Source organism: Pigmentiphaga sp. NML080357, from assembly GCF_002188465.1.
In the GTDB taxonomy this organism is placed as follows: Bacteria; Pseudomonadota; Gammaproteobacteria; order Burkholderiales; family Burkholderiaceae_B; genus Pigmentiphaga.
Genome location: NZ_NINW01000037.1, coordinates 163,149 through 185,887 on the forward strand (window position 1 = coordinate 163,149; position 22,739 = coordinate 185,887).

General features: G+C 69.0%; 17 protein-coding genes. 7 read left to right on the forward strand and 10 right to left on the reverse strand.

Annotated features, from left to right (window positions below; translation table 11 throughout):
• The first annotated feature begins 86 nt into the window (after positions 1-86).
• Both CDO44_RS15960 and CDO44_RS15965 read left to right on the forward strand, forming a co-directional pair.
• Positions 87-1,532 (forward strand): catalase, encoded by a 1,446-nt coding sequence (locus CDO44_RS15960; protein ID WP_087781235.1) that lies wholly within the window; start codon positions 87-89, stop codon positions 1,530-1,532.
• 233 nt (positions 1,533-1,765) lie between these two features.
• Positions 1,766-4,207, forward strand: coding sequence for a penicillin acylase family protein (locus CDO44_RS15965; RefSeq protein ID WP_087781237.1), 2,442 nt, complete (start codon positions 1,766-1,768; stop codon positions 4,205-4,207).
• A 25-nt stretch (positions 4,208-4,232) separates the two neighbouring features.
• Here CDO44_RS15965 and CDO44_RS15970 read toward each other — a convergent pair whose 3' ends face one another.
• The 4 genes from CDO44_RS15970 to CDO44_RS15985 all read right to left on the reverse strand — a co-directional run bounded on the left by CDO44_RS15970 (position 4,233) and on the right by CDO44_RS15985 (position 8,265).
• Positions 4,233-5,150 (reverse strand): ABC transporter permease, encoded by a 918-nt coding sequence (locus CDO44_RS15970; RefSeq protein ID WP_087781452.1) that lies wholly within the window; start codon positions 5,148-5,150, stop codon positions 4,233-4,235.
• A 5-nt stretch (positions 5,151-5,155) separates the two neighbouring features.
• A complete protein-coding gene (locus tag CDO44_RS15975) occupies positions 5,156-6,229 on the reverse strand; it encodes an ABC transporter permease (protein ID WP_087781239.1) in 1,074 nt (357 codons plus the stop codon).
• Positions 6,216-7,730 (reverse strand): ABC transporter ATP-binding protein, encoded by a 1,515-nt coding sequence (locus CDO44_RS15980; protein ID WP_087781241.1) that lies wholly within the window; start codon positions 7,728-7,730, stop codon positions 6,216-6,218. The genes CDO44_RS15975 and CDO44_RS15980 overlap by 14 nt, the downstream gene beginning before the upstream one ends.
• Positions 7,731-7,842: 112 nt before the next feature.
• Positions 7,843-8,265: a sel1 repeat family protein gene (locus CDO44_RS15985; RefSeq protein WP_233146212.1), complete on the reverse strand. Its 423-nt coding sequence runs from the start codon at positions 8,263-8,265 to the stop codon at positions 7,843-7,845.
• A 184-nt stretch (positions 8,266-8,449) separates the two neighbouring features.
• Here CDO44_RS15985 and CDO44_RS15990 point away from each other — a divergent pair, with 184 nt between their 5' ends.
• Complete coding sequence (locus tag CDO44_RS15990) at positions 8,450-9,352, forward strand: LysR family transcriptional regulator (protein ID WP_087781245.1); 903 nt, start codon at positions 8,450-8,452, stop codon at positions 9,350-9,352.
• Between the two features lie 244 nt (positions 9,353-9,596).
• Here CDO44_RS15990 and pnp read toward each other — a convergent pair whose 3' ends face one another.
• The 3 genes from pnp to CDO44_RS16005 all read right to left on the reverse strand — a co-directional run bounded on the left by pnp (position 9,597) and on the right by CDO44_RS16005 (position 13,601).
• Entirely contained in the window at positions 9,597-11,699 is a 2,103-nt protein-coding gene (pnp, locus tag CDO44_RS15995; RefSeq protein WP_087781247.1) for a polyribonucleotide nucleotidyltransferase, read from the reverse strand.
• Between the two features lie 207 nt (positions 11,700-11,906).
• Positions 11,907-12,176: a 30S ribosomal protein S15 gene (rpsO, locus tag CDO44_RS16000; RefSeq protein WP_087781249.1), complete on the reverse strand. Its 270-nt coding sequence runs from the start codon at positions 12,174-12,176 to the stop codon at positions 11,907-11,909.
• A gap of 141 nt (positions 12,177-12,317) precedes the next feature.
• A complete protein-coding gene (locus CDO44_RS16005; RefSeq protein ID WP_369824684.1) occupies positions 12,318-13,601 on the reverse strand; it encodes a branched-chain amino acid ABC transporter substrate-binding protein in 1,284 nt (427 codons plus the stop codon).
• A 44-nt stretch (positions 13,602-13,645) separates the two neighbouring features.
• Between CDO44_RS16005 and CDO44_RS16010 the strand changes: the two genes are divergently transcribed.
• On the forward strand, positions 13,646-14,158 hold the full coding sequence (locus CDO44_RS16010) for a hypothetical protein (protein ID WP_087781252.1): 513 nt from the start codon (positions 13,646-13,648) through the stop codon (positions 14,156-14,158).
• Between the two features lie 6 nt (positions 14,159-14,164).
• On the opposite strand, the gene CDO44_RS16015 is transcribed toward CDO44_RS16010, so the two are convergent.
• Complete coding sequence (locus CDO44_RS16015) at positions 14,165-15,031, reverse strand: LysR substrate-binding domain-containing protein (RefSeq protein WP_087781453.1); 867 nt, start codon at positions 15,029-15,031, stop codon at positions 14,165-14,167.
• A gap of 128 nt (positions 15,032-15,159) precedes the next feature.
• On the opposite strand from CDO44_RS16015, the gene CDO44_RS16020 reads away from it, so the two are divergent.
• Complete coding sequence (locus tag CDO44_RS16020; RefSeq protein WP_158213306.1) at positions 15,160-16,575, forward strand: MFS transporter; 1,416 nt, start codon at positions 15,160-15,162, stop codon at positions 16,573-16,575.
• Positions 16,576-16,590: 15 nt separating this feature from the next.
• Here CDO44_RS16020 and CDO44_RS16025 read toward each other — a convergent pair whose 3' ends face one another.
• Together CDO44_RS16025 and CDO44_RS16030 are read right to left on the reverse strand one after the other, a co-directional pair.
• Entirely contained in the window at positions 16,591-17,622 is a 1,032-nt protein-coding gene (locus CDO44_RS16025) for a tripartite tricarboxylate transporter substrate binding protein (RefSeq protein WP_087781256.1), read from the reverse strand.
• Positions 17,619-18,530: a LysR family transcriptional regulator gene (locus CDO44_RS16030; RefSeq protein ID WP_087781258.1), complete on the reverse strand. Its 912-nt coding sequence runs from the start codon at positions 18,528-18,530 to the stop codon at positions 17,619-17,621. The genes CDO44_RS16025 and CDO44_RS16030 overlap by 4 nt, the downstream gene beginning before the upstream one ends.
• Positions 18,531-18,639: 109 nt before the next feature.
• Here CDO44_RS16030 and CDO44_RS16035 point away from each other — a divergent pair, with 109 nt between their 5' ends.
• On the forward strand, positions 18,640-21,318 hold the full coding sequence (locus CDO44_RS16035; RefSeq protein ID WP_233146213.1) for a tannase/feruloyl esterase family alpha/beta hydrolase: 2,679 nt from the start codon (positions 18,640-18,642) through the stop codon (positions 21,316-21,318).
• Positions 21,315-22,661: a hypothetical protein gene (locus tag CDO44_RS16040; RefSeq protein WP_087781261.1), complete on the forward strand. Its 1,347-nt coding sequence runs from the start codon at positions 21,315-21,317 to the stop codon at positions 22,659-22,661. Before CDO44_RS16035 ends, CDO44_RS16040 begins: the two co-directional genes overlap by 4 nt.
• Positions 22,662-22,739: the final 78 nt, after the last annotated feature.

Consider the following 22,739-nt stretch of genomic DNA (forward strand, 5'->3'; position numbering starts at 1 on the left):
TATTGATTCAATTTGATTAATTCAATTTACTAATAACGAGATCCATCCTATCGTGTGGGCTCCTCAACCGCCCCAGAGAGCCAACGATGACGAAACTCACCACCGCCACGGGCGCTCCCGTCGCCGACAACCAGAATTCGCGCACTGCCGGCGCCCGCGGCCCGGTCCTGATGGAAGACTTCCATCTCATCGAGAAACTCCAGCACTTCAACCGGGAGCGCATTCCCGAACGCGTGGTCCATGCCAAGGGCTCGGGCGCCTACGGCGTGTTCGAAGTCACCAGCGACATCACGCGCTACACGAGCGCCGACCTCTTCTCGCATGTAGGCAAGAAGACCGACGTGTTCATCCGGTTCTCCACGGTCGGCGGCGAGAAGGGCTCGGCGGATACCGAGCGCGATCCGCGCGGGTTCGCCATCAAGTTCTATACCGACGAAGGCAACTGGGACCTGGTGGGCAACAACACGCCGGTCTTCTTCGTTCGCGACGGCATCAAGTTTCCCGACTTCATCCATACCCAGAAGCGCGACCCGCGCACCAACCTGAAGAACCCGACCGCCATGTGGGACTTCTGGTCGCTGTCGCCCGAGTCGCTGCACCAGGTCACCACGCTGTTCTCCGATCGCGGCACGCCAGACGGCTACCGCCACATGCACGGTTTCGGCAGCCATACTTTCAGCATGATCAACGCCCGTGGCGAACGGGTCTGGGTGAAGTATCACGTGCTCAGCCTGCAGGGCATCAAGAACCTGCACCCGCGCGACGCCGTCCGGCTGGCCGGCGAGGACCCCGACTACGCGCAACGCGACCTGTTCGACGCGATTGCCCGCGGCGACTTTCCCAAGTGGCGCTTCTGTATCCAGGTCATGACCGAGGAGCAGGCGCGCAAGACGCCCTATGATCCGTTCGATCTGACCAAGGTCTGGCCGCACGCGGATTTCCCGCTGATCGAAGTCGGCGTCATCACGCTCGATCGCAATCCGGAGAACTATTTCGCCGAAGTCGAGCAGGCCGCGTTCTCGCCGGCCTCCATCGTGCGCGGCCTCGGTTTCAGCCCCGACAAGATGCTGCAGGCGCGCCTCTTCGCCTATCATGACGCGCACTTGTATCGCGTCGGCACCAACTACCAGGCGCTGCCCGTCAACCGGCCGCATGCGCCGGTGCGTACCTACCAGCGCGATGGCGCCATGCGTTTCGACGGCAATTTCGGCGGCGAACCGAACTACGAACCCAACAGCTTCAGCGACGCGCCCAAGCAGGACCCTGCCTACCGCGAGCCCTCGCTGCGGCTGGAGGGCGACGCCGATCGATACGATCATCGCGTGGGCAACGACGACTACACGCAGGCCGGCAACCTGTTCCGGCTGATGAATCCCCAGCAGCAGGCGCTGCTGATCGAGAACATCGTCAATTCGATGAAGACGGTGCCGCGCGACATCCAGGAGCGCCAGATCGCGCACTTCGCCAAGGCGGACCCGCGATACGGGGAAGGCGTCGCCAAGGGACTGGGCATCGAAGCCAGCCAGGGCTGACTCCCCGGCATCAGGGCCGGCCGGAACCGGCCCTGGCTTGAAAGCCGTGCCGCCAGGCACGGCTTTTTTACAATGGGCTGCGCAGAGTGAAGGCATTCTTGCCCATATCCTCTGCAACACGGAACAGGCACAATGCCGGGCAATACGCTCCAGGAAACCGTCATGCTCCGCGCCAGTTCCTCGACCCGCGCCCTGCGTCCGCACGTCCGCCCCGAGACAACGGGCCGCGCACCATGACCCGCCGCGTCGCTTCCCGTGCCGTCCGTCTTGCCGCGCTGGCGACAGCCGGTCTTGTCGTGCTCATGGTGATGAGCGCAGCGGGAGCCTGGCTGTACCTGCGGGCGAGCCTGCCTCAACTGGACGGCCAGGTGCGCGCCGGCACCATGCAATCCGCCACGATCGCGCGCGATGCGCAAGGCAGCGTCACCATCCGCGCGCAGAACCGGGCCGATGCCGCCTACGCCACCGGCTTCGCCCACGCCCAGGACCGCTTCTTCCAGATGGACCTGGTGCGGCGTTCGGCCGCGGGGGAATTGGCGGCGCTGGTGGGCGAGGCCGCGGTGCCGATGGACCGGCGGGTGCGCCTGCACCGGTTCCGGACGCGCGCCGAACGGGCCTATGCGGCGCTGCCGCCGGCGCACCGGACGCTGCTCGAACGCTACGCGGATGGCGTCAACGCGGGCCTGGCTTCGCTCGACGCCCGCCCGTTCGAGTATGTGCTCCTGGGCGCCCCGCCCCAGCCTTGGCAACCCGTCGATACGCTGCTGGCTATCTATGCGATGTACCTGGACCTGCAAGGCGGCGAGCTGGTCCGGACACGCTCGCGCGAAGCCCTGCGCAGCCTGCTGCCCGAACCCGTGCTTGCCGCCCTGATACCTGTGGGCAGCCGCTGGGATGCGCCGCTGGACCGCCCTCCTTCATCCGCCCCGCCGGAGGTCCCGCCCGCACCGGCGCTGCTGGATGCCCGGCCCGACTGGATAGACAGGCCCCGCCCGCCGCGGACCCGGGGCGCAACGCCCGCCGAACTGATGGTCGATGCCGGCACGCCCGCGTCGGCGCTGGGCAGCAACGGCTGGGCCGTGGATGCGCGCCGTGGCGCGGACGGCCGTGCGCTCGTGGCCAACGACATGCATCTCGGACTGCGCCTGCCCAACGTCTGGTATCGGCTGACGCTGGAGTTTCCGTCGGCCGCGGGACAACGGCGCATCAGCGGCGTCAGCCTGCCGGGCGCCCCCATCGTGGTGGCCGGCAGCAACGGCGACATCGCGTGGGGTTTCACCAACAGCTACGGCCACTTCATGGACCTGGTGCGGCTGGATCCCGATCCGGCGGATCCGACCCGCTATCGCGGACCTGCGGACGCGTGGGAACCCGCGTCCGAAACGATGGAGCGCATCGAGGTGAAGGACGGGCCGCCGGTCATGCTGCCCGTGCGCGAGACCCGCTGGGGCCCCGTGCTGCAGACCGGCGCGCACGCCTATGCGGTCCGCTGGATCGCCCACCTGCCTGAAGCCGCCAATGTCGTACTGGCCGAGATGGAAAACGCGCGCGACCTCGGACAGGCGCTGCGCGTCGCGCAGGCGGCAGGCATTCCTACCCAGAACCTGGTGGCGGCGGACCGCGGCGGCGGCATAGGTTGGACATTGGCCGGCCCGTTGCCTGCCGCCACGCTCGACCCGCTCGGCTTCCCGGCCGAACCCGACCGGGCCGGCGCCCCGCTCGCCCGCCTTGCTCCCGCGGACTACCCCGCGATCATCGATCCGGCCTATGGGCGCCTGTGGACCGCCAACAGCACGCAGCTCGCGGATGGCGACGCGCAGCGCAAGATCGGCGACGGCGGCGCCGACGTCGGCGCGCGCGCCACGCAGATACGCGATGCGCTCTTCGCCGCCGAGCGTTTCAACGAGCGCGACCTCCTCGCCATCCAGTTGGACGACCGGGCGCCGTGGATCGCGTTCCTGCGCGAGCAGGCCCTGGCCGTGCTCGACGATGCGGCCGTCGCGGACCATCCGCAGCGGGCCGCCGCCCGCCGCATCCTGCAATCCTGGAACGGGCGGGCCGATGCCGACAGCGCCGGCTATGCGCTGCTGCGCGCCTACTACGACGCGCTGTACGACGCCTGGTTCGGCGCGCTGGACGACAGGCTGGCCGCGATCGAGCCCGGTCTGTCGGTACGCCGGGCTTCGTCGCGCCTGCTGGCCGTCATGGAGGACCTCGTGCGTGCGCAGGCCTGGAAGCCGGCCTACGCCGCCGACTGGCGCGCCTTCATGCTCGAACGCATCGACACGTCGATTGCCGCGCTCACCGCGGGAGGACGGCCCCTGGAAAAGATCCGCTGGGGCGACCGCAATCGCCTGGCCATCGCGCACCCGCTGGCGCGCGTCCTGCCGGCGCCGGTGGGACGCTGGCTGTCGGCGCCCCGGCGGCCGATGCCGGGCGACATCCACATGCCGCGCGTCCAGGGCGCCGCCTTCGGCGCCTCCGAGCGTTTCGTGGTGTCGCCCGGCCATGAGGAACACGGCGTACTCGAGATGCCCGGGGGTGCGTCCGGCCATCCGCTCTCGCCCTTCTTCCTCGCCGGCCACTCGGCATGGGTAGCCGGCGAGGCGAGCCCTTTCCTGCCCGGGCCCGACGCCCACCGGCTGACCCTGGCGCCCGCCGAAGCCGGCCACTGACCGGACCGGGTACGATTCCGTCGCGCTATCGCTCGGGCAGGAAGGGCCGACCCAGCGAGCGCGGCATGTTCCGGCGCAGCCAGCCGGGATTGGCGCCACGCAAGGCCAGCACGGCGATGGTGCAGACGTAAGGCAGCATCGCCAGGAACTGCGACGGCACCTGCACGCCCATGCCCTGCAGCTGGAACTGCAGCATGGTCAGGCCGCCGAAAAGATAGGCTCCCAGCAGGATCCACAGCGGATGCCACATGCCGAAGGCGATCAGCGCCAGGGCCATCCAGCCCCTGCCGGCCACCATGCCTTCGCTCCATAGCTGGGTATAGACCACCGACAGGTACGCGCCGGCCAGTCCGCAGCAAAGGCCGCCGGCCAGGATGGCGAGCGTGCGGATGCGCCCCACGGGATATCCCAGCGCGTGCGCCGACTCCGGCGATTCCCCCACGGCGCGCAACAGCATGCCGGCACGCGTGCGATACAGGAACCAGGCCAGCAGGACGGCCAGGGCCATCGTGGCGTACACCAGCGGATGCAGCGCGAACACGGTGTTTCCGACCCAGGGCAGCTCCCTGAGCAGCGGCAGGCCGGTTTCGCCGCGCGCCAACGACCGGCCCGCATAGGACACGCCGGCGAAAGCGGAAAGCCCGGACCCCAGCAGCATCGCCGCCAGGCCGCTGCCGTACTGGCTCGCATTGAACACCACGACAAGCAGCGCGAAACCGGCGGCCAGCGCCGCGCCCGCCGCGGCGCCGGCCGCCAGCCCCCACCACGGGCTGCCGGTATGGAACGCCGCGGCGAAGCCGGCCGCGGCGGCCAGCAGCATCATGCCCTCCGCGCCGAGGTTGATCACGCCGGCCCGCTCGTGCATCGCCAGCCCGAGCGCGGCCAGCGCCAGGGGCGTGCCGGCATTCAAGGTCGCGGCGACGAGCGGCAGCAGGTTTTCCATGCCGATCACCTCGCCGCCGGCGCCGGCCGGCGCCACCGGATCCGGTGGCGCACCAGGGTGTCGCCCAGCAACAGCAGCGCCAGCGCCAGGCCCTGGAAGACGCCCACGATGGACGCCGGCAATCCCAGGCGCGATTGCGCCAATTCGCCGCCGATGTAGAGCGCGGCCATGACGACGCTGGCCACGAGCGCGCCGGCCGGATGCAGGCGGCCCAGGAACGCCGCGATCACGGCGGCGAACCCATAGCCCGGCGACACCGAGGTCGTGAGCCGCTGCATGGGCCCCGCCACTTCGCCCATGCCGGCGAGTCCGGCCAGGGCGCCGCACGCCAGCATCGAGGTCCACAGCGCCTGCCGCGGCGAATACCCCGCATAGCGCGCCGCGGCAGGCGCGGCTCCCACCACGCGCAGGCGAAAGCCCGGATAGGAACGGGCGAGGAACAGCCACGCCACGGCCGCCGCGGCGAAGGCCAGCGCCAGCCCCGCGTGCGCGCGGGTACCTTCCCAGAGCTTGGGCAGCAGGGCCGCCTCGTCGAACGACCGGGACTGCGGGAAGTTGTAGCCGTAGGGGTCGCGCCAGGGGCCGAACACCAGATAGCCGAGCAGCAGCTGTATCACGTACGTCAGCATCAGGCTGACCAGCATCTCGTTGGCGCCGAAGCGGTCCTTGAGCCAGGCCGTGAGCGCCGCCCATGCCATGCCGCCCAGCATGCCGGCGGCCATGACCAGCAGCACGTAGCCGCGCCATGTTTCCGGGCCCGCCAGCAAGGCCACGCCGCCGCCCGCGATGGCGCCCGCCACCAGTTGGCCTTCGGCGCCGATGTTCCAGACGTTGGCGCGAAAGCATATCGACAGCCCCACCGCGCACAGCGCCAGCGGCGCCGCCTTGACGGCCAGCTCGCCCCACGCATAGAGGCCGTTGAAAGGCTCGACCAGGAACAGCCGCAACCCCTGCCAGGGATCGACGCCCAGGATGACGAACAGCAGCGCGCCGCCCAGCATGGTGAGCACCAGCGCGGCGAGCGGCGAGAGCCACGTCGCCAGCCGGGAGGCGGACGCGCGCGCCTCAAGCTGGATCATCGTCCCACCGTCCTTCCATCCAACGGCCCAGCATGTCGGCGCCGACGCGGGCGCGCGCCACCGCGGGCGAGAGCCGCCCACCCGCCATGACGGCCAGGCGGTCGCAGATGCCGAGCAATTCGTCGAGGTCTTCGGAAATGATCAAGGCCGCCCCGCCGGCATTGCGCAAGTCGATCAGTGCCTGGTGGATACGCGCGGCCGCGCCGATGTCCACCCCCCAGGTTGGCTGGGCCGCCACCAGCACGCGCGGCGCGCCCTGAAGCTCGCGGCCCACCATGAACTTCTGCAGGTTGCCGCCCGAGAGGCTGCGCGCCGGCACGCGCGGCGAGACGGCACGCACGCCATACCGGGCGATGATGCCGGAAGCCGCCGCGGCCAGGCCCCGGCGGCGCACCCATCCCCCCGCAGCCGCTTGCGCAGGCGCCATGGTCAGCAGCACGTTGTCGTCCAGCCCCATCTCGGGCACGCAGCCACGCCCCAGGCGCTCCTCGGGAATGGCGCGCAACCCCAGCGCACGCCGCGCGGACGGCCGCAGCCGGCCGATGGGCCGGCCCATCAGGCGGATGATGTCGTCGGGCATGCCCGTCTCCTCGCCCGACAGCGCCGAGAGCAACAAGGCCTGGCCGTTGCCCGACACGCCGGCCACGCCCAGGATTTCCCCGGCCCGCAGATCGAACGAAACGTCGCGCAGGCCGACCCGCTGGCCGGCCGGAGCGGGCACCGACAGCCTTCGCACGGTCAGCACCGGATCGCCCGCGGGGCGAGGCGCGGCGGTTCGCACCTCGTCCACCGCGCTGCCCAGCATCAAGGCCGCCAGTTCGTCCTGCGCCATCCCGCGCGGATCGACCACCGCCACCGTCCGGCCCGCGCGCAGCACCGTGCAGCGGTCGCACAGCTCGCGGATCTCCGCCAGTTTGTGGCTGATGTAGACGATGCTGCAGCCCTCGGCCGCGAGCTGCCGCAACGTGGCGAACAGGGCTGCCCTGGCCTCGGGCGACAGCACCGACGTCGGCTCGTCCAGGATGAGCAATTGCGGACGCGCGGCCAGCGCGCGCAGCAGCTCGACGCGCTGGCGCTCGCCCACGGACAGATCGCCTACATAGGCATCGGGGTCCAGGCCCAGCCGATAGCGCTCGATCAATGGCGCCAGCCAGCCGTGCCGGGTTCGTCGCGCGAAAGCGGCCGGCAGTCCCAGCAGCACGTTCTGCGCCACGGTCAGGGTCTCGAACAGCACGAAATGCTGGAACACCATGCCCATGCCGAGCGTCCGCGCATCGTCCGGCGCGCGCAGCGCCACCGGACGGCCGTTCCACACGACCTGCCCCGCGTCGGGCGCGAGCGCCCCATACGCGATCTTCATCAGGGTCGACTTGCCGGCGCCGTTCTCGCCCAGCACGGCGTGGATCTCGCCCGGCGCAACGGCCAGCGAAACATCGTCGTTCGCGAGGACGCCGGGATACCGCTTGGTGATCCCGCGCAATTCGAGTCGATGGACGGCCATGGAACAAGGGCGGGTGGAGACGAGGCGCCCATTGTAGACCGCGCCCCCGCCGGGAGCGCCGACATGCCTGCAGCGTGCCCGCCGCCGTTCCCGGCTCGACCCATCGACTTGTCTATCTGTATGCCGGCGCCGAACGGCAATCCTTCCGGGCACGGGGCACGTCCCGCAGGCCGTTCAGGATCATCGATTGATGCCGTCCGGTCTCGCTCCCCTGGACCGCCGCAAGCCGGGCCCAGTGCATCGCCTCGCAGGGATCGGCTTGCACGCCTTTCCCGTACAGGGCGGATCCGGCCATCAGGACCGAGGCCAGCATTTCCTGCGCCTCCAGGTCGCCCGTGCCGGCCGCCTGCCTCAGCAGCGCCAACATGGCGCGATAGTTGCGCTCGGTCCGCGCCTCCAGGGCCATCTGGTAGATCTGTTCGGGAGTGGCGATTTCCTCGAGTAGCGGCGCGGCCGGCGCCGCCGGCGCGAAAGCCGCGGAAGCGGCCAATCCCAAGGAGAAAACCATGCGATGAAAAACTTGCGACCGCGCCACTGCCGTCTCCTTCGTTCCGCGGGATGTAGGGAGTCGCGCATGCTGGGAGATCGCGGGAACCGAGCCATCGTCCCGGCGGTATGCGCGCACGGTCTATTGGGCCATTCCCCGTGCTTTGGCACAATGTGGTTCTTTCTTTCATGGCTTCGGATTGGCCGAAGGCATACCACACAGGAGCGGCACCATGCGACTCGATCTTGCCGACCTCCGCCTGTTCCTCTGCATCGTCGATGCGGGCAGCATCACGCAAGGCGCCGCGCGGGCGAACCTGGCGCTGGCCTCGGCCAGCGAACGCGTGCGCAACATCGAGGCGGACGCCGGCGTACGACTGCTGGAACGCCGCCATCGCGGCGTGGTGCCCACGGAGGCAGGCGAAGCGCTCGCCCATCATGCCAGGCTCATACTGCGCCAGCGGGAACTGATGCAGGGCGAACTGCAGGACTTCGCCGCCGGCGCACGCGGCACCATCCGGCTCTACGCCAATACCGCCGCGCTGACGGAGTTCCTCCCGCGCAAGCTGGCCCCCTGGATGGCCGCGCGTCCGCGCATGAACATCGACGTCAGGGAACGCACCAGCGGCGAGATCGTCAAGGCCGTCTCCGCCGGACTGGTCGAAGCGGGCGTCACCTCCGATCAGGTCGCCGCGCCGGGCCTGCAACTACAACCCGTGGCCACGGACCACCTGGTGCTGATCGCCCCCGCCGGGCACGGCCTGGCGCAAAAACGCATGGTCCCCTTCGCCGAGATCGTGCGGGAACCTTTTGTCGGGCTGGCGCCGGGCAGCGCGCTGCAGGACTACATCGACGAACACGCGCGCCGTACAGGGCACACCCTTGCCTTCCGCATCAAGATGAACAATTTCGGCGGCCTGTGCGAAATGGTATCCCACGGCGTAGGCGTGGGCATCGTCCCCGACAGCATCGCCCGGCGCTATCGCCGTCGCCACCCCTACCAGCGCGTCGCCCTGGCCGAAAGCTGGGCTCACCGCCGTCTGTGCCTGTGCTTCCGCGACTGGACCGGCCTCTCGGCTCCCGTGCGGGACCTGTTGACGCATCTGGCTTCGGACAAGACCGGCCGGCCGCCGTAACCAGCTCCGCGGTCGGCAGCGTTTCTGGTTCCAGGCGGCGCGCCGTGCTCGCGTCGCACAAATAAAAAACGGCGCCCCGCAGGACGCCGTCGGCAACACTCCCCTCCCCCAGATCCAGGGCACCGCGGATCCGGCTTTGCCGGTCCGCCAGTGCCGCCTCAAGGCGGGTCCCCGCCCCTCGGGGGGCTGCCGCGTAGCGGCGGGGGGCTCACTGCCGGGCGCGCGTCAGCGCGCAGGGAGGAGCCTACTGTTCAGCAGCAATGGCCTTCATCGACAGGCGCAGGCGGCCCTTGTCGTCGGCCTCGATGACCTTGACGCGGACCTGCTGGCCGACCTTCAGCACATCGTTGATGTTGGCGATGCGGTGATTGGCGATTTCGGATATGTGCAGCAGGCCGTCGCGGCCCGGCAGCACCTGGACGATGGCGCCGAAATCCAAGAGGCGCAGCACGGCGCCTTCGTAGATCTGGCCCACTTCCACGTCGGCGGTCAGGTCGGCGATGCGGCGCTGCGCTTCCTTGGCGCGGTCCAGGTCGGCGCTGGAGATGACGATGGTGCCGTCGTCGGAGATGTCGATCTGGGTGCCGGTTTCTTCCGTGAGCGCGCGGATGGTGGCGCCTCCCTTGCCGATCACGTCGCGGATCTTCTCGGGATTGATCTTCATGGACAGCATGCGCGGCGCGAAGGCCGACAGCTCGCCGCGCGAGCCCTCGATGGCCTCGCGCATCTTGCCCAGGATGTGCAGGCGGCCTTCGCGGGCCTGCGCCAGCGCAACCTGCATGATTTCCTTGGTGATGCCCTGGATCTTGATGTCCATCTGCAGCGCGGTGACGCCGGTGACGGTGCCGGCCACCTTGAAGTCCATGTCGCCCAGGTGGTCCTCGTCGCCGAGGATGTCGGTCAGCACGGCGAACTTGCCGCCGTCCTTGATCAGGCCCATGGCCACGCCGGCCACGTGGTCCTTGACCGGCACGCCGGCGTCCATCATGGCGAGCGAGCCGCCGCAGACGGAAGCCATCGACGACGAGCCATTGGACTCGGTGATCTCCGACACCACGCGGATGGTGTACTGGAAGTCCTGCGGCGCGGGCAGCAGCGGCACCAGCGCGCGCTTGGCCAGGCGGCCGTGGCCGACTTCGCGGCGCTTGGGCGTGCCGATACGGCCGGTTTCGCCGGTGGCGAACGGCGGCATGTTGTAGTGGAGCATGAAGCGATCGCGGTACTCGCCCATCAGCGCGTCGATGATCTGCTCATCCTGCTTGGTGCCCAGCGTGGCGACCACCAGGGCTTGGGTTTCGCCGCGGGTGAACAGCGCGCTGCCGTGCGCGCGGGGCAGCACGCCCAGGCGGATGCTGATGGGGCGCACCGTGCGGGTGTCGCGGCCGTCGATGCGCGGCTCGCCGTTCAGGATCTGGCCGCGGACGATCTGGGCCTCGAAGTCGAACAGGATGTTGTCGATTTCGACGGAATCGATCGCATTGCCGGCGGCTTCCGCCTGCGCGGCCAGCTTGGCCTGCACGTCGGCATAGACCTCCCGCAGCTTGGCGGTGCGATCCTGCTTGGAGCGGATCTGGTAGGCGGCCTTCAGGCCTTCCTCGGCCACGGCGCGCACCGAGGCGATCAGCGCTTCGTTCTTGGGAGCGGGCTGCCAGTCCCACTCGGGCTTGCCGGCTTCGCGCACCAGGTCGTTGATGGCGTTGATGACCGTCTGCATCTGCTCGTGGCCGTAGACCACGCCGCCGAGCATCACCTCTTCGGACAGCTGATCGGCTTCGGACTCGACCATCAGCACGGCCGCGTCGGTGCCGGCCACCACCAGATCGAGCTTGGAGCTCTTGAGCTGCGTGGCCGTCGGGTTCAGCACGTACTGGTCATCGATCCAGCCGACGCGGGCGGCGCCGATCGGGCCGTTGAACGGAATGCCGGAAATGGCCAGCGCGGCCGAGGCGCCGATCATGGCGGCGATGTCGGGATCGATGTCGGGATTCACCGACAGCGTGTGGATGACCACGTGGACTTCGTTGTAGAAGCCTTCCGGAAACAGCGGACGCAGCGGCCGGTCGATCAGGCGCGAGGTCAGCGTTTCCTTTTCGGAGGGCTTGCCCTCGCGCTTGAAGAAGCCGCCCGGGATACGGCCGGCGGCGTAGGTCTTCTCGATGTAGTCGACGGTGAGCGGGAAGAAATCCTGGCCGGGCTTGGCCTTCTTGGCCCCGACCACGGTTGCCAGCACGACGGTGTCCTCGATGGAAACCATTACCGCGCCCGAGGCCTGGCGAGCAACCTCGCCGGTTTCGAGCGTGACGGTATGCTGGCCATATTGGAAGGTTTTTGTGACTTTATTGAACATGACAGGCATCCTTTGCGGTTGCCCTTCTGAAACGAAAATGCCTGTGACAGGCGATTCCTGACACAGGCACTCTCATTTTTCAGGAGGGTGTTGCTAGAGTGCCGGTTGCGTCGCGCCCGAACAGGAAGCGACGAAACCGGCAACCACCGGAAACGCCGAGCGGCGCTGCGAGGGCAGCGCCCGCCGGGTTTCCGATCCCCTGGAAAATCACTTACGCAGACCGAGCTTCTCGATCAAGGCGCGGTACGCGTCGGCGTTGCGGCCCTTGAGGTAGTCGAGCAGCTTGCGGCGACGGCTGACCATGCGCAGCAGTCCGCGGCGGGAGTGGTGGTCTTTGGTGTGCTCTTTGAAGTGGTTGGTCAATTCGTTGATCCGGGCGGTCAAGAGCGCGACCTGCACTTCAGGCGAACCGGTGTCGCCTTGGGCACGTTGGAATTCGGAAACGATATTGGCTTTGTTGATGTCGGCTACGGACATGATTTCCTCTCGAACTGGCGGCAAGGCCGAGGCGCCTTGCCGTGAAGGTTGTTAAGCGCCGATGGCATCGGCACCGAAAAAAGGCGGCGCATGCTTCCGCCGCCCGGTAAAAACGCAAAAAGTCAGCCAGAAAGTATAGCCTTATTCCGGTAATTTTGCCATTTTGCAGGTCGTGGGCAGCGCCAGGTCGGCCGCCGGCACCTTCAGCGTCGTCTGGAAGCCATACCCGCTCCCTTCCACGTCGCGCTTCACGTCCCCCTCCCCGACTTTCCGCATGGTGAAAACATATAAAGGCTTGATCGCCTGGTGGTCGTCCGGCCGCATCCACAGGTCCGCCCCTTCGGCCGTCCAGCGCATGCCGGACAGCCGCCGGGCGATGGCCGCGGCGTCCACCGTGCCGGCCTGCTCCAGGGCCGCCGCCAGCATGTCGGTCATGTGCAGCATGCGGGCGTTCAGGTAATCGTCCGCGGGACGCGGGAACATCCGCCGATAGGCCTCGTACGCGCGGTCCATGCCCGGCTCGCCGGCGTTGTAGTGCCACTCGGCCACCGCCCGCACCTTGCCGACGCCGGCATCGCCCAGGGCCGCCGGCGCACCCAGGGCGTTGCCGTAGAAGGTATAGAAGCTGCCTTTGAATCCCGCTTCCCGCGCCGCCTTGACCAGCAGCGTGAGGTCGTTGCCCCAGTTCCCGGTGATGACCGTATCGGCTCCGCTCGCGAGGATCTTGGCCGCATAAGGCGAGAAATCCTTGACCTTGCCGATGGGATGGAACTCGTCGGCCACCACGGCGACGTCCGGCCGCTTGCGGGCCAGCATCTCCCGGGCGCTGCGCGACACCTGCTGGCCGAAGCTGTAGTCCTGGTTGATGAGGTAGACCCGTCGCACTTCGCGGTCGCGCCGCATGACCTCGGTCAGGGCCGCCATCCGCATGTCGGAACTGGCGTCGAAGCGGAAATGCCAGGGGCTGCATTTCTCGTTGGTCAAGGCAGGATCGACCGCCGAATAGTTCAGGAACACCATGCGCTGGCCGGGATTGCGCTGATTGTGGCGGTTCACCCCCTCGATCAGTCCGGCCGCCACGGCCGAGCTGTTGCCCTGCATGACGATGCGTATGGATTGGTCGGCCGCGCCGCGCAGAAGCAGCAAGGCCTCGTCCACCTGGTTCTTGCTGTCGAAGGGGACCAGCTCCAGCTTGTGCGCGCCGTCGGCGAGCTTCACGCCGCCGCGCGCGTTGATCCGTTCCACCGCGAAGCGCAGGTTGCGCATGATGGCCTCGCCGGTATTGGCAAACGGCCCCGACATGGCCTCGATGACGGCAATGCGCACCGGCGCGCGCGCATCGGATTGGGCCAGGGCGGGAACGGAACCTGCGCCGGCCAGCGCAAGTCCTACAATCAGCGTATGCCAGCTACGCCTGCGTGACAAAACCACTCTTGTCTCCGGTAGCGACCAAGAACAAGGAGAATTGTATGAGTATCGCTACGACCCTGCGCCGGGGCGCCTGCCTGCTCGGCATCGCCGCGCTGCTGGCGGCCTGCGCCAGCCCCGCCGGCATCCAGCCGGGCGAGTCCGGCTCGGCCGTGACGGCCCGCCTGGGCCGGCCCACGCTGCAGCGCCCGCTTCCCAATGGCGGCGAACGTCTCATCTATTCGTCCCAGCCCATGGGTCAATACGCGTGGATCACCGACGTCGGACCCGACGGCAAGGTCATCGCCACCACCCAGGCGCTCACCAGCGAACGCTTCCGCATGCTGGATTCGGGCCGCTGGGATACCGACCGGCTGTTGTTCGAGTTCGGCCCGCCGGCGGAAATCACCCGCGTCGGCCTCCGCGGCGAACAAATCGTATGGGGCTACCGCTTCCGCGAAGACGGGGTCTGGAATTCGCTGATGTACGTCTACGTCAACGACCAGGGCATCGTCACGCGCTACCACCCCGGACCCGACCCGCTGATGGAGCCGCGCTTCCAGCTGGGCCGGTAAACGGGCTCAGCCGCTGCCGAAGGCTTCGACGATGGCGTCCGCCACGGCCCGCACGCGGGCCGTGCGGCTGAGGTCGGCATGCAGCACCAGCCAGACGTCGATGCGGTCGCTGCGCTCCGGCCAGACTCGCACCAGCTCCGGATCGCCCTCGGCCATCTGCACGGGCAGTTCGCCCAACCCGATGCCGGCACGCACCGCTTCCAGCATCATCAGGCCCGAATTCACCTCCAGCGCTACGCGCGCATTGCCGGTCGGCACGCCGCATAGCTGTCGGCCATCGGAGGGGCCCATCGGACGGTCGTACAGGACGACGTCATGGCCTTGCAGCGCGGCATCCTGCATGGGTTCGCCGCGCCGCCGCAGATAGGAACGCGAAGCGTAGACACCAAGCTGCCGGCGCGCCAGCCGCCGGGAGATGAGGTCCGGGCTGGTCGGCTTGACCGTGCGCACCGCGAGGTCGGCCTCGCGCCGCGTCAGGTTCGTGACCTGGGTCGAAGTGCCAAGGACTACCTTGATGTCGGGATGCGCCTCTCGCAGCTTCGTCAGCGCGGGAATCACGTAGAAGCTGGCCATGGTGTCGGAGGTGGCCACGCGCACCACGCCGCACAGTTTTTCGTCCAGCCCCTGCATCTGCCGCTGCAATTGATCGGCGGCCTTCTCCATCCGTTCGGCGGCGGCTCCGGCCAATTCCCCGGCGGGCGTCGGCACATAACCGCCGGGCGTGCGCAGGAACAGGCGCGCGCCCAGGGCCGCCTCGAGCGCGGCCAGCCGGCGGCCGGCCGTGGCCTGGTCCACCTGCAGCAGCGCCGCGGCCCCGCGCAGCGTGCCGGCACGCCGGATGGCGAGAAAGACCCGGGCATCGTCCCAATTCATGCGCGGCCCCTGCCGCGGCAGCATTCCGTTGAATGCATTTTTGCATCAGCGCATTGCATCTTCACCACTTTTTTTGCATCAATCCGGCGCCTAGGATACCTCCTTCGCTTCCATTTGGACGACACATCGTGAGGTATCCCTGTCCCGACGTCGCCGTGGCCGCCGCGCCAGCCCGGCAGGCGCCCGCCGACCCCCGGCCCCTGGCCGCGCTGGCGGTCGGCTTCATCATGGCCATGCTGGACGTCACCGTCGTCAACGTGGCGTTGACCGACATTTCCCGCAGCCTGGAGGTATCCCTGGCGGGCCTCGTATGGGTGGTGGACGGCTATACGCTGGCATTCGCGGCCCTGCTGCTCGCCGGAGGCGCGCTGGCCGACCGCCTCGGCGCGCGCGCCGTGTATCTGGCGGGACTGGCGGCGTTCACCGTCGCTTCCGTCGCCTGCGGCCTCGCGTGGGATGGAACGTCTCTGGTCGGCGCCCGCCTGGCCCAAGGAGCGGGTGCCGCGCTTTTCATCCCCAGTTCGCTCAGCCTTCTCGTCCACGCTTACGCCGACGAGAAAGTCCGTGCCCGCATGGTGGCGCTGTGGTCGGCCATCGTCACCCTGTCCGTGGCGGCCGGGCCGCTGGTCGGCGGCCTGTTGATTGCCCACTTCGGCTGGCGCAGCGTCTTCCTCATCAACGTCCCCGTCGGACTGGCGGGCGCGCTGCTCACCCTCAAGCTGGTCCGGCCCGCCCCGGCGCGGCCGCGCGCCCTGAATCTCGGCAGCCACGCGCTGGGCATCGCGGCGCTGGCCGCGCTTTGCTATGCCCTCATCCAGGGGCCCGAGCAAGGCTGGACCGCGCCCGCCATCCTGTTGACCGCGGCGACCGCGCTGGTGGCCGGCAGCCTGCTGGCCAGGCGGGAAAAACGGTCCGGCGCACCGCTGGTCCCGCGCGAACTGCTGGCCGCCCCGGGCTTCATCCCGGCCAACGGCATCGGTTTCCTGGCGAACTTCTCGGTCTACGGCCAGCTGTTCCTGGTCAGCCTCTACCTGCAGCGAGCGCGCGGCGCCGGACCGCTGGACACCGGCCTGCAATTGCTGCCGCTCATGCTCATCCTGGTCCTGGGCAACCTCGTGTCCGGCCGCATCTCAGCCCGGCGCGGAACGCGGTTCTCGATGCTGTCGGGCACCGGGCTGGCCGCGTTGGCCACGGCCTGCGCCGCCCTCCATGGCACGGCGCTCCCCTACGGGCTATTCATGGCCCTGCTGGTCGGCGGCAACCTCGGCGTCGCCATCGCCATCCCGGCCATGACGGCAACGGTGATGCAGGCGGGCGGCAAGGAACATGCAAACAGTGCCGCGGCGGTGCTCAACGCCAGCCGGCAGATCGGCACACTGGTGGGCGTGGCCGCCATGGGCAGCCTGCTGCATGCTCTGCCGGACTGGAACAATGGCATGCCGGTGGCCCTCGCCATGATTGCCTCGGGCTATGCAGCGGCCTGGCTGATCGTGCTTCGCCGGCTGCACGCCGATCGCGCGCCCGCCGCCCAAGGGCCTCTTTGAACGGGCACGGCGGACTCATGGTGCCTGGCGGCTGCGCAACGTGCCGTTCCTGACCAGCTTGCGATTGGCCTCGTAGTCCGCCAGGACCGCCCCGCGAAAGGCCGCCACGCTGCCGGCCGCCGGAAGGTTGTAGGCGCGCTCCAGGCGCTCGGCCAGCACGCCGTCCGCCAACGCGCGGTTGACCTCGGCATTGATGCGCTCCTGTACCGGCCGCGGCGTGCCGGCGGGAGCGAAGAGGCCGAACAGGGACATCAGGTTGGCCTGGGGATAGCCCAGCTCGGCCAACGTGGGCACCTGCGGGAGCGCGCCCAGCCTTGCCGGGGCACCCACCGCGAGCGCCTTCAGCCGGCCCGTGCGCACGTATTCCAGCTGCAAGGCGGCGACGTTGGTCGACAAGACCTCGAACCGCCCGCCGAGCGCATCGTTCAATTGCGGGCCGCCCCCATGATAGGGAATGTGGGTGATACGCGCGCCGCTGGCGGCAGCCACCTGCTCCAGCACCATGTGGCCGGTCGTGGCGATGCCCGAGCTGGCCCAGCGAACCGCGCCGGGCGCACTGCGCGCCAGATCCACCAGTTCGGCGAAATCGCGGCCGGCAAATGCCGGCGTGCCGACCACGAGCACCGGCGTGCGCATGACGCCGGCAATCGGCGCGATCTCGCGCAAGGGAGGAAGATCATCCAGCGGACGATTCAGGAGCGGATTGAGCGTGAGCGGCGTCAAGGCGGAAAAGGCCAGCGTGTAGCCGTCGGGCGCCGCGCGCGCCACGGCCTCCATGCCGACGCTGCCGCCCGCCCCGCCCTTGTTCTCGACCCATACCGGCACGCCCAGGTATTGCGACAACACCTCGGCCAGGATCCGCGCGATGGTGTCGCTCACGCCGCCCGGCGGATAGACCACCAGCAGCCGGATGGGCCGTGCGGGCCAGGCACTTCCCGCCGCGCCCGCCCAGGCAGCACCCGTGCGGCCCAGGTACGCGACGGGCAAACCCAGCAGCGCGCCCAGCGCGGCGCGACGCGCATCGCCGCGGAAGCCGCCCCGCTTCATCGCGCCGCCAGCCGCCGCGCCATCGCGGCGAAATGCAGCACCGGCAGGCTATCTTCGCCAAGGCGCGACACCAGGGTCAGCGGGGCATCCAGCCGCTCGGCCCGCGACAGCGGCAAATAGGTCACCGCATGCGCGTGCGCACCGCTCATGGACTTGGGTACGATCGACACGCCCGCCCCCGCGGCCACCAGGTTGAGATTGGTCATCATCCGGTCGACCTCCGCCGCGATGCGCGGCCGCAGCCCCTGGCTTTCGCACAAGGCGAGCAGGTTGGCGTAGAGCCCTGGCGCGCCCGGCTGGCGCACCAGGATGATCTTCTCCTGGCACAGCTCGGCCAGCGAGATCGGCCTGGGCTTGCGGCCCTGCCGTCCCTGCGCGAGCGGATGGTCGCACGGTACTGCCGCGACCGCGGGCTCGTTCAGCAAGGTCTCGAATACCAGGCTTTCCGGCCGCGATACCGGCACGCGCAGCAGGCCGCAATGCAGGCGTCCGGAAGCGATCGCCTCCGTCAGGCCGGCCGCGTTGTCCTCGTGGATGTCCAGTTCCACGCCCGGGTAGTCCCGGCGGTAGAGGCGCAGGACCTCGGGCGTGAAGGCATGCGCCGCGGCGGAACTGGTGAATCCCACCGTGAGCAGCCCTTCCTGCCCATTGGCCACGCGCGCCATGCGTTGCCGCATTTGCGCAAAGCCTTCGAGCAGCGATTCGGCCTCGCGCAGGAATTGCCGGCCGGCGTCGGTGAGCGACACGCCGCGCGGATGCCGGCGCAACAGTTCCACCCCCAGCTCCCGCTCCAGCGCCTTGATCTGCTGGCTCAACGGGGGCTGCTGGATGCCCAGTTGCTCGGCCGCGCGGGTCATGTGGCCGGCCTCGGCGATGGCGACGAAGTAACGCAGATGACGCAATTCCATATTTTTTATATATCGATTCTGCCTTTTTATTATATTTGACGTACCGATTTGCGTGCTCGCATCATCCGCCTGCACGGCCCCGCGTCGAGGGCCGGCCATGGAGACGACGATGAGCGCACCGCGCACCGGCCGCGTACGGCCACTGCCCCTGATGCTCGTCGCCCTCGCAGCCTTGTCGGGCTGTGGCGGCGATGGCGACGCCCAAGGCGGCAATCCGCCCGAAGATCCGCCGGCGGCTTCGGGACCGCCCTATGCGCCGGCGCTGGCGTGCGCCGCGCTCGGCGGACGCAGTTTTTCCCCCTCGCAACTGACGCTCTCCTCGGGCGGCGCCACGGTATCCGAGGCGGTCGAGGTGGCCGCCGGCGCGCAAGGCAACAGCCTGGGCGCCTATTGCCGCATACGGGGCGCCATCAAGCCGGCCGCCGCGGGCGCGCCCGACATCAACTTCGCATTGAACCTGCCGCTGCGCTGGAACGGCAAGACCATCCACTTCGGCGGCGGCGGCTTCAACGGCCGCCTGATAGACGGCACCGAAACGATACGCTTCGGCCCCGCCGACAAGCCTGCCCCCCTGGCCTTGGGCTATGCCACCTACGGCGACGACTCCGGCCACCAGAGCGGCAGCATCACCGACGGCAAGTTCGCGGCCGACGACGAGGCGCTGGCCAACTACGGCGGCCAGTCGCTGAAGAAAACCCGAGACGTCGCCTTGCAACTGGTGCGGGACTATTACGGCATGGCGCCGAAGCATGCCTATTTCCTCGGCACCTCGACCGGCGGGCGCGACGCGCTGGCGCACATCCAGCGCTGGCCCGCGGATTACGACGGCGTGATCGCCAACGAACCCGCGCTCAATTATTCCGGCACCCGCCTGTCCAACGTCGCGCTCGGCCGCGCGCTGTATGCCAACGGCGGCGCCGGCTGGATCAACGTGGCCAAGACGCTGATGGTGCAGGACACCGTCAAGCGGGCATGCGACAAACTGGATGGCGCGGCCGACGGTATCGTCAGCAACGTCGAAAGCTGCCGTCAGCTCAACGCCGCCAACCTCGCCGCCATGCGTTGCCCCTCGGGCGCCGACGAAGGCGACCACTGCCTGTCGGATCCGCAGCTGGCCACCATCGGGACGCTGGAGTCGCCGCTGGAGTTCACCCGCTACGAACTCGCCCACGGCGTCACGCGCGCGGGCGGCTACAACATCCTCGAAGGCGCGCTCGTGGCCGGGCCCTATACCTCGCGCGACCTGGGTACGCGCCGCACGCCGGGCAACCCCGCCACCACGGCCGACGCCAACATGTACGTGACCGGCGACCAATGGGTGAAGTATTTCATCACCCGCTCGGCCACCTTCGATACCCTGGCCTTCGATCCGCTGGATCCGGGCGTCCACACGGCCCGCGTGCAGGAAGTGTCCGCCATCACCGACGCCACCGACCCGGACCTGCGCCCCTTCCTGTCCCGGGGCGGCAAGCTCATCATGCTGCATGGCCTGGCGGACGAGGTGATCAGCCCCAATTCCACCATCGACTACTACCAGCGCGTGGTCTCAACCGTTGGGCAGCAAGCCGTCGACCAGGGCGTGCGCTTCTACACCGTGCCCGGCATGGGCCACGGCACCGGCGTGTTCATTCCCAACTGGGACTCGCTCGCGGCGCTGGAGGGATGGGTGGAGCATGGCCTGCCTCCCGGCACGCCGATAGCGTCCGATGCAGTGGCGGGCTCCTACGGGCGTACCCGTCCGCTCTGCCAGTATCCGGCGTGGCCGAAATACCGCGGCAGCGGCAGCCTCGATGCCGCCGTCAACTACCACTGCGTGCAAGAGGCGGGCGATCCGCTGGCCTGCCCTTACCTGCCCGCGTCGGTCACGCGCTACAAGGGCGGCAACGCATTGGGCGAAGAGTTGAGCGTCACCGTGGACCCAACGTCCTTGCGCTACGCCATCGCGATCGACGCCAGCCTACAGCGTGCGCCGGGCACCGTGCGCGAAGGCAGCCTGCGCGCGCAATCAACTTGCGCCTATGCGAGCGACGAAGGCGGCGCCGTCTTCGCCTTCGGCGCGGGCGGCGTATTGCAAGGCGGCGTCATGCCGGCCGCGGGCGCCGGTTTCGCGCCGCTGCTGGCTTTCTCCACCACATTCGAAAACGCCGGTTCGCCCACCGCCTTCAACCCGGTGGCCGACATCTACAACCTGGTGGGCGTGCACCATGGCGCGGACGGCTCCGCCGCGGCCTACAAGGCTTCCGGCCGCCTCCGCAATGCCGGCACCTTCCAGTTGTGCCGGGACCCCGTCACGGGCGGCTTCATGACCTACGACGCCGCCTGCACGTCCACGAGCAAGGGCTACATCACCTACAACGCGGCACGCGGCGCCTTCGACCTGATGGCCACCTCGCCCACGGACAGCGCCACGACCACCGGCGGGACACCCGCCGGCTCCATGGTGATCGGCCTGGTCAACGGCAATGCGGTCCCGCTGCAGCTCGTGCGCGAATCGGCGTCGAGCTACGGCATGCGGCTATACGCGCCGCAGCAATCGCTGGCCGCGGGAACCGCCGATGGCGGCTATGCGGTCGCGGCCACCGGCGCGCGCAACCTCGAGGCCACCCTGGCCGGCGCCAAGCTCCAGCTGGGCGACGACGCGGCCGCCGTAGCCTACGACACGCCGGTGCCCGGCGTCGCGCAGGCCGGCGCCGCGGGCGGCGATCACTTCCTCTTCACCAACGGCATCCTGGGCTACGCATCGGCCGCGGGATCGGCCGCCATCTTCGCCACCGGAGTACGCCATTGAACACATCGATCCGCCCTATTTCGCGCGCCATCCTGCTGGCTGCGCTGGCGCTGGGCGCCGCGTCGGCCCACGCCTCGGCAGACCGGGCCCGGCCGGCCCCCTGCCCCAAGGACGTCCCTGCCGACGCCCGCTGCTACAACGGGCAGGACAGCGAGGGCGCCTACTACTGGATAGCCATCCCGTCGAACTGGAACCGCGTGCTCGTCATGCACGCCCACGGCGGTCCCGACCTGGGCCCCTCGACCCTCAAGCGCAGCCAGGAAGACCTGACGCGCTGGGCGGTGACGGTCAAGGCCGGCTATGCCTGGGCCGGCTCGTCGTATCGCCGCGGCGGCTACGGGGTCACCATGGCCGCCGAGGACACCGAGCGGCTGCGGCGGCTCTTCGTCAGTCAATTCGGCCAGCCCCGCCGCACCCTGCTGCACGGCCAGAGCTACGGCGGCGGCGTGGCGGCCAAGGCGGCGGAACTGTACGGCCCCGTCGGTGGCAGGCCCGGTCCCTACGACGCCGTGCTGCTGACCAGCGGCGTGCTGGGCGGCGGCAACACCGCCTACGACTTCCGCATGGACCTGCGCGCGGTCTACCAATATGTCTGCCGCAATCATCCGCGGCCTGACGAAGCGCAGTATCCGCTGTGGATGGGCCTGCCCAAGGACTCACGGCTGACTCGCGCCGAACTCGCCGCCCGCATCAAGGAATGCACGGGCATCGGCCAACCGGCTGCGCAGCGCAGCCCCGAACAGGTGGCCCGGCTGAAGACCATCCTGTCCGTCGTGAAGATTCCCGAGCGCACCTTCGTGTCCAACATGAACTGGGCGACATGGCTGTTCCAGGACCTCACGCAGGAACGCCTGGGTGGACGCAACCCGTTCGGCAACGACAAGGTCATCTACAGCGGCTCGGCCGACGATGCCGCCCTCAACGCCGGCATCGCCCGCTATCCGGCCGATCCGCAGGCCGTGGGCCGGCTCATGGTGGACAGCACGCCCACGGGCAGGATCGGCATGCCCGTACTGACCCTGCATGCCATCCACGACCCCACGGCCTTCGTGGAGCTCGAATCGGCTTATCGCGAAATCGTCGAGCGTGCGGGCCATGGCGACAGGCTGGTGCAGACCTTCACCGACGAGGCGGAGCACAGCTACCTGAGCGAGCCCCAGTATCCCGCCCTGTTCACCGCCTTGATGGACTGGGTGGACAAGGGAGAGAAGCCGACGCCCGAAAAAGTGGCGCGGCTGTGCAAGGGCTATGAACAGGACTACGGCAACGGTGGCAAGGAAACCTGCCGCTTCCAGGTCGGCTACCAGCCGCCGCCGCTGTCCGCCCGGGTGCCGCCGCGCTGACGGCCAGGGATCGATGCCCAGGCTGCGGATGAACGGCACCCAGGCCGCGCGCTCGTTCTTCTCGAACGCCTGGGCCTG

What these genes read in the sequence shown, in the direction of transcription:
- CDO44_RS15960 (WP_087781235.1), top strand. Translation starts at nt 87, where the DNA reads ATGACGAAACTCACCACCGCCACGGGCGCTCCCGTCGCCGACAACCAG.
- CDO44_RS16025 (WP_087781256.1), bottom strand. Translation starts at nt 17,622, where the DNA reads ATGAAGCGGGGCGGCTTCCGCGGCGATGCGCGTCGCGCCGCGCTGGGC.
- CDO44_RS16030 (WP_087781258.1), bottom strand. Translation starts at nt 18,530, where the DNA reads ATGGAATTGCGTCATCTGCGTTACTTCGTCGCCATCGCCGAGGCCGGC.
- CDO44_RS15970 (WP_087781452.1), bottom strand. Translation starts at nt 5,150, where the DNA reads ATGGAAAACCTGCTGCCGCTCGTCGCCGCGACCTTGAATGCCGGCACG.
- rpsO (WP_087781249.1), bottom strand. Translation starts at nt 12,176, where the DNA reads ATGTCCGTAGCCGACATCAACAAAGCCAATATCGTTTCCGAATTCCAA.
- CDO44_RS15980 (WP_087781241.1), bottom strand. Translation starts at nt 7,730, where the DNA reads ATGGCCGTCCATCGACTCGAATTGCGCGGGATCACCAAGCGGTATCCC.
- CDO44_RS15990 (WP_087781245.1), top strand. Translation starts at nt 8,450, where the DNA reads ATGCGACTCGATCTTGCCGACCTCCGCCTGTTCCTCTGCATCGTCGAT.
- pnp (WP_087781247.1), bottom strand. Translation starts at nt 11,699, where the DNA reads ATGTTCAATAAAGTCACAAAAACCTTCCAATATGGCCAGCATACCGTC.
- CDO44_RS16010 (WP_087781252.1), top strand. Translation starts at nt 13,646, where the DNA reads ATGAGTATCGCTACGACCCTGCGCCGGGGCGCCTGCCTGCTCGGCATC.
- CDO44_RS15965 (WP_087781237.1), top strand. Translation starts at nt 1,766, where the DNA reads ATGACCCGCCGCGTCGCTTCCCGTGCCGTCCGTCTTGCCGCGCTGGCG.
- CDO44_RS15975 (WP_087781239.1), bottom strand. Translation starts at nt 6,229, where the DNA reads ATGATCCAGCTTGAGGCGCGCGCGTCCGCCTCCCGGCTGGCGACGTGG.
- CDO44_RS16015 (WP_087781453.1), bottom strand. Translation starts at nt 15,031, where the DNA reads ATGAATTGGGACGATGCCCGGGTCTTTCTCGCCATCCGGCGTGCCGGC.
- CDO44_RS16035 (WP_233146213.1), top strand. Translation starts at nt 18,640, where the DNA reads ATGAGCGCACCGCGCACCGGCCGCGTACGGCCACTGCCCCTGATGCTC.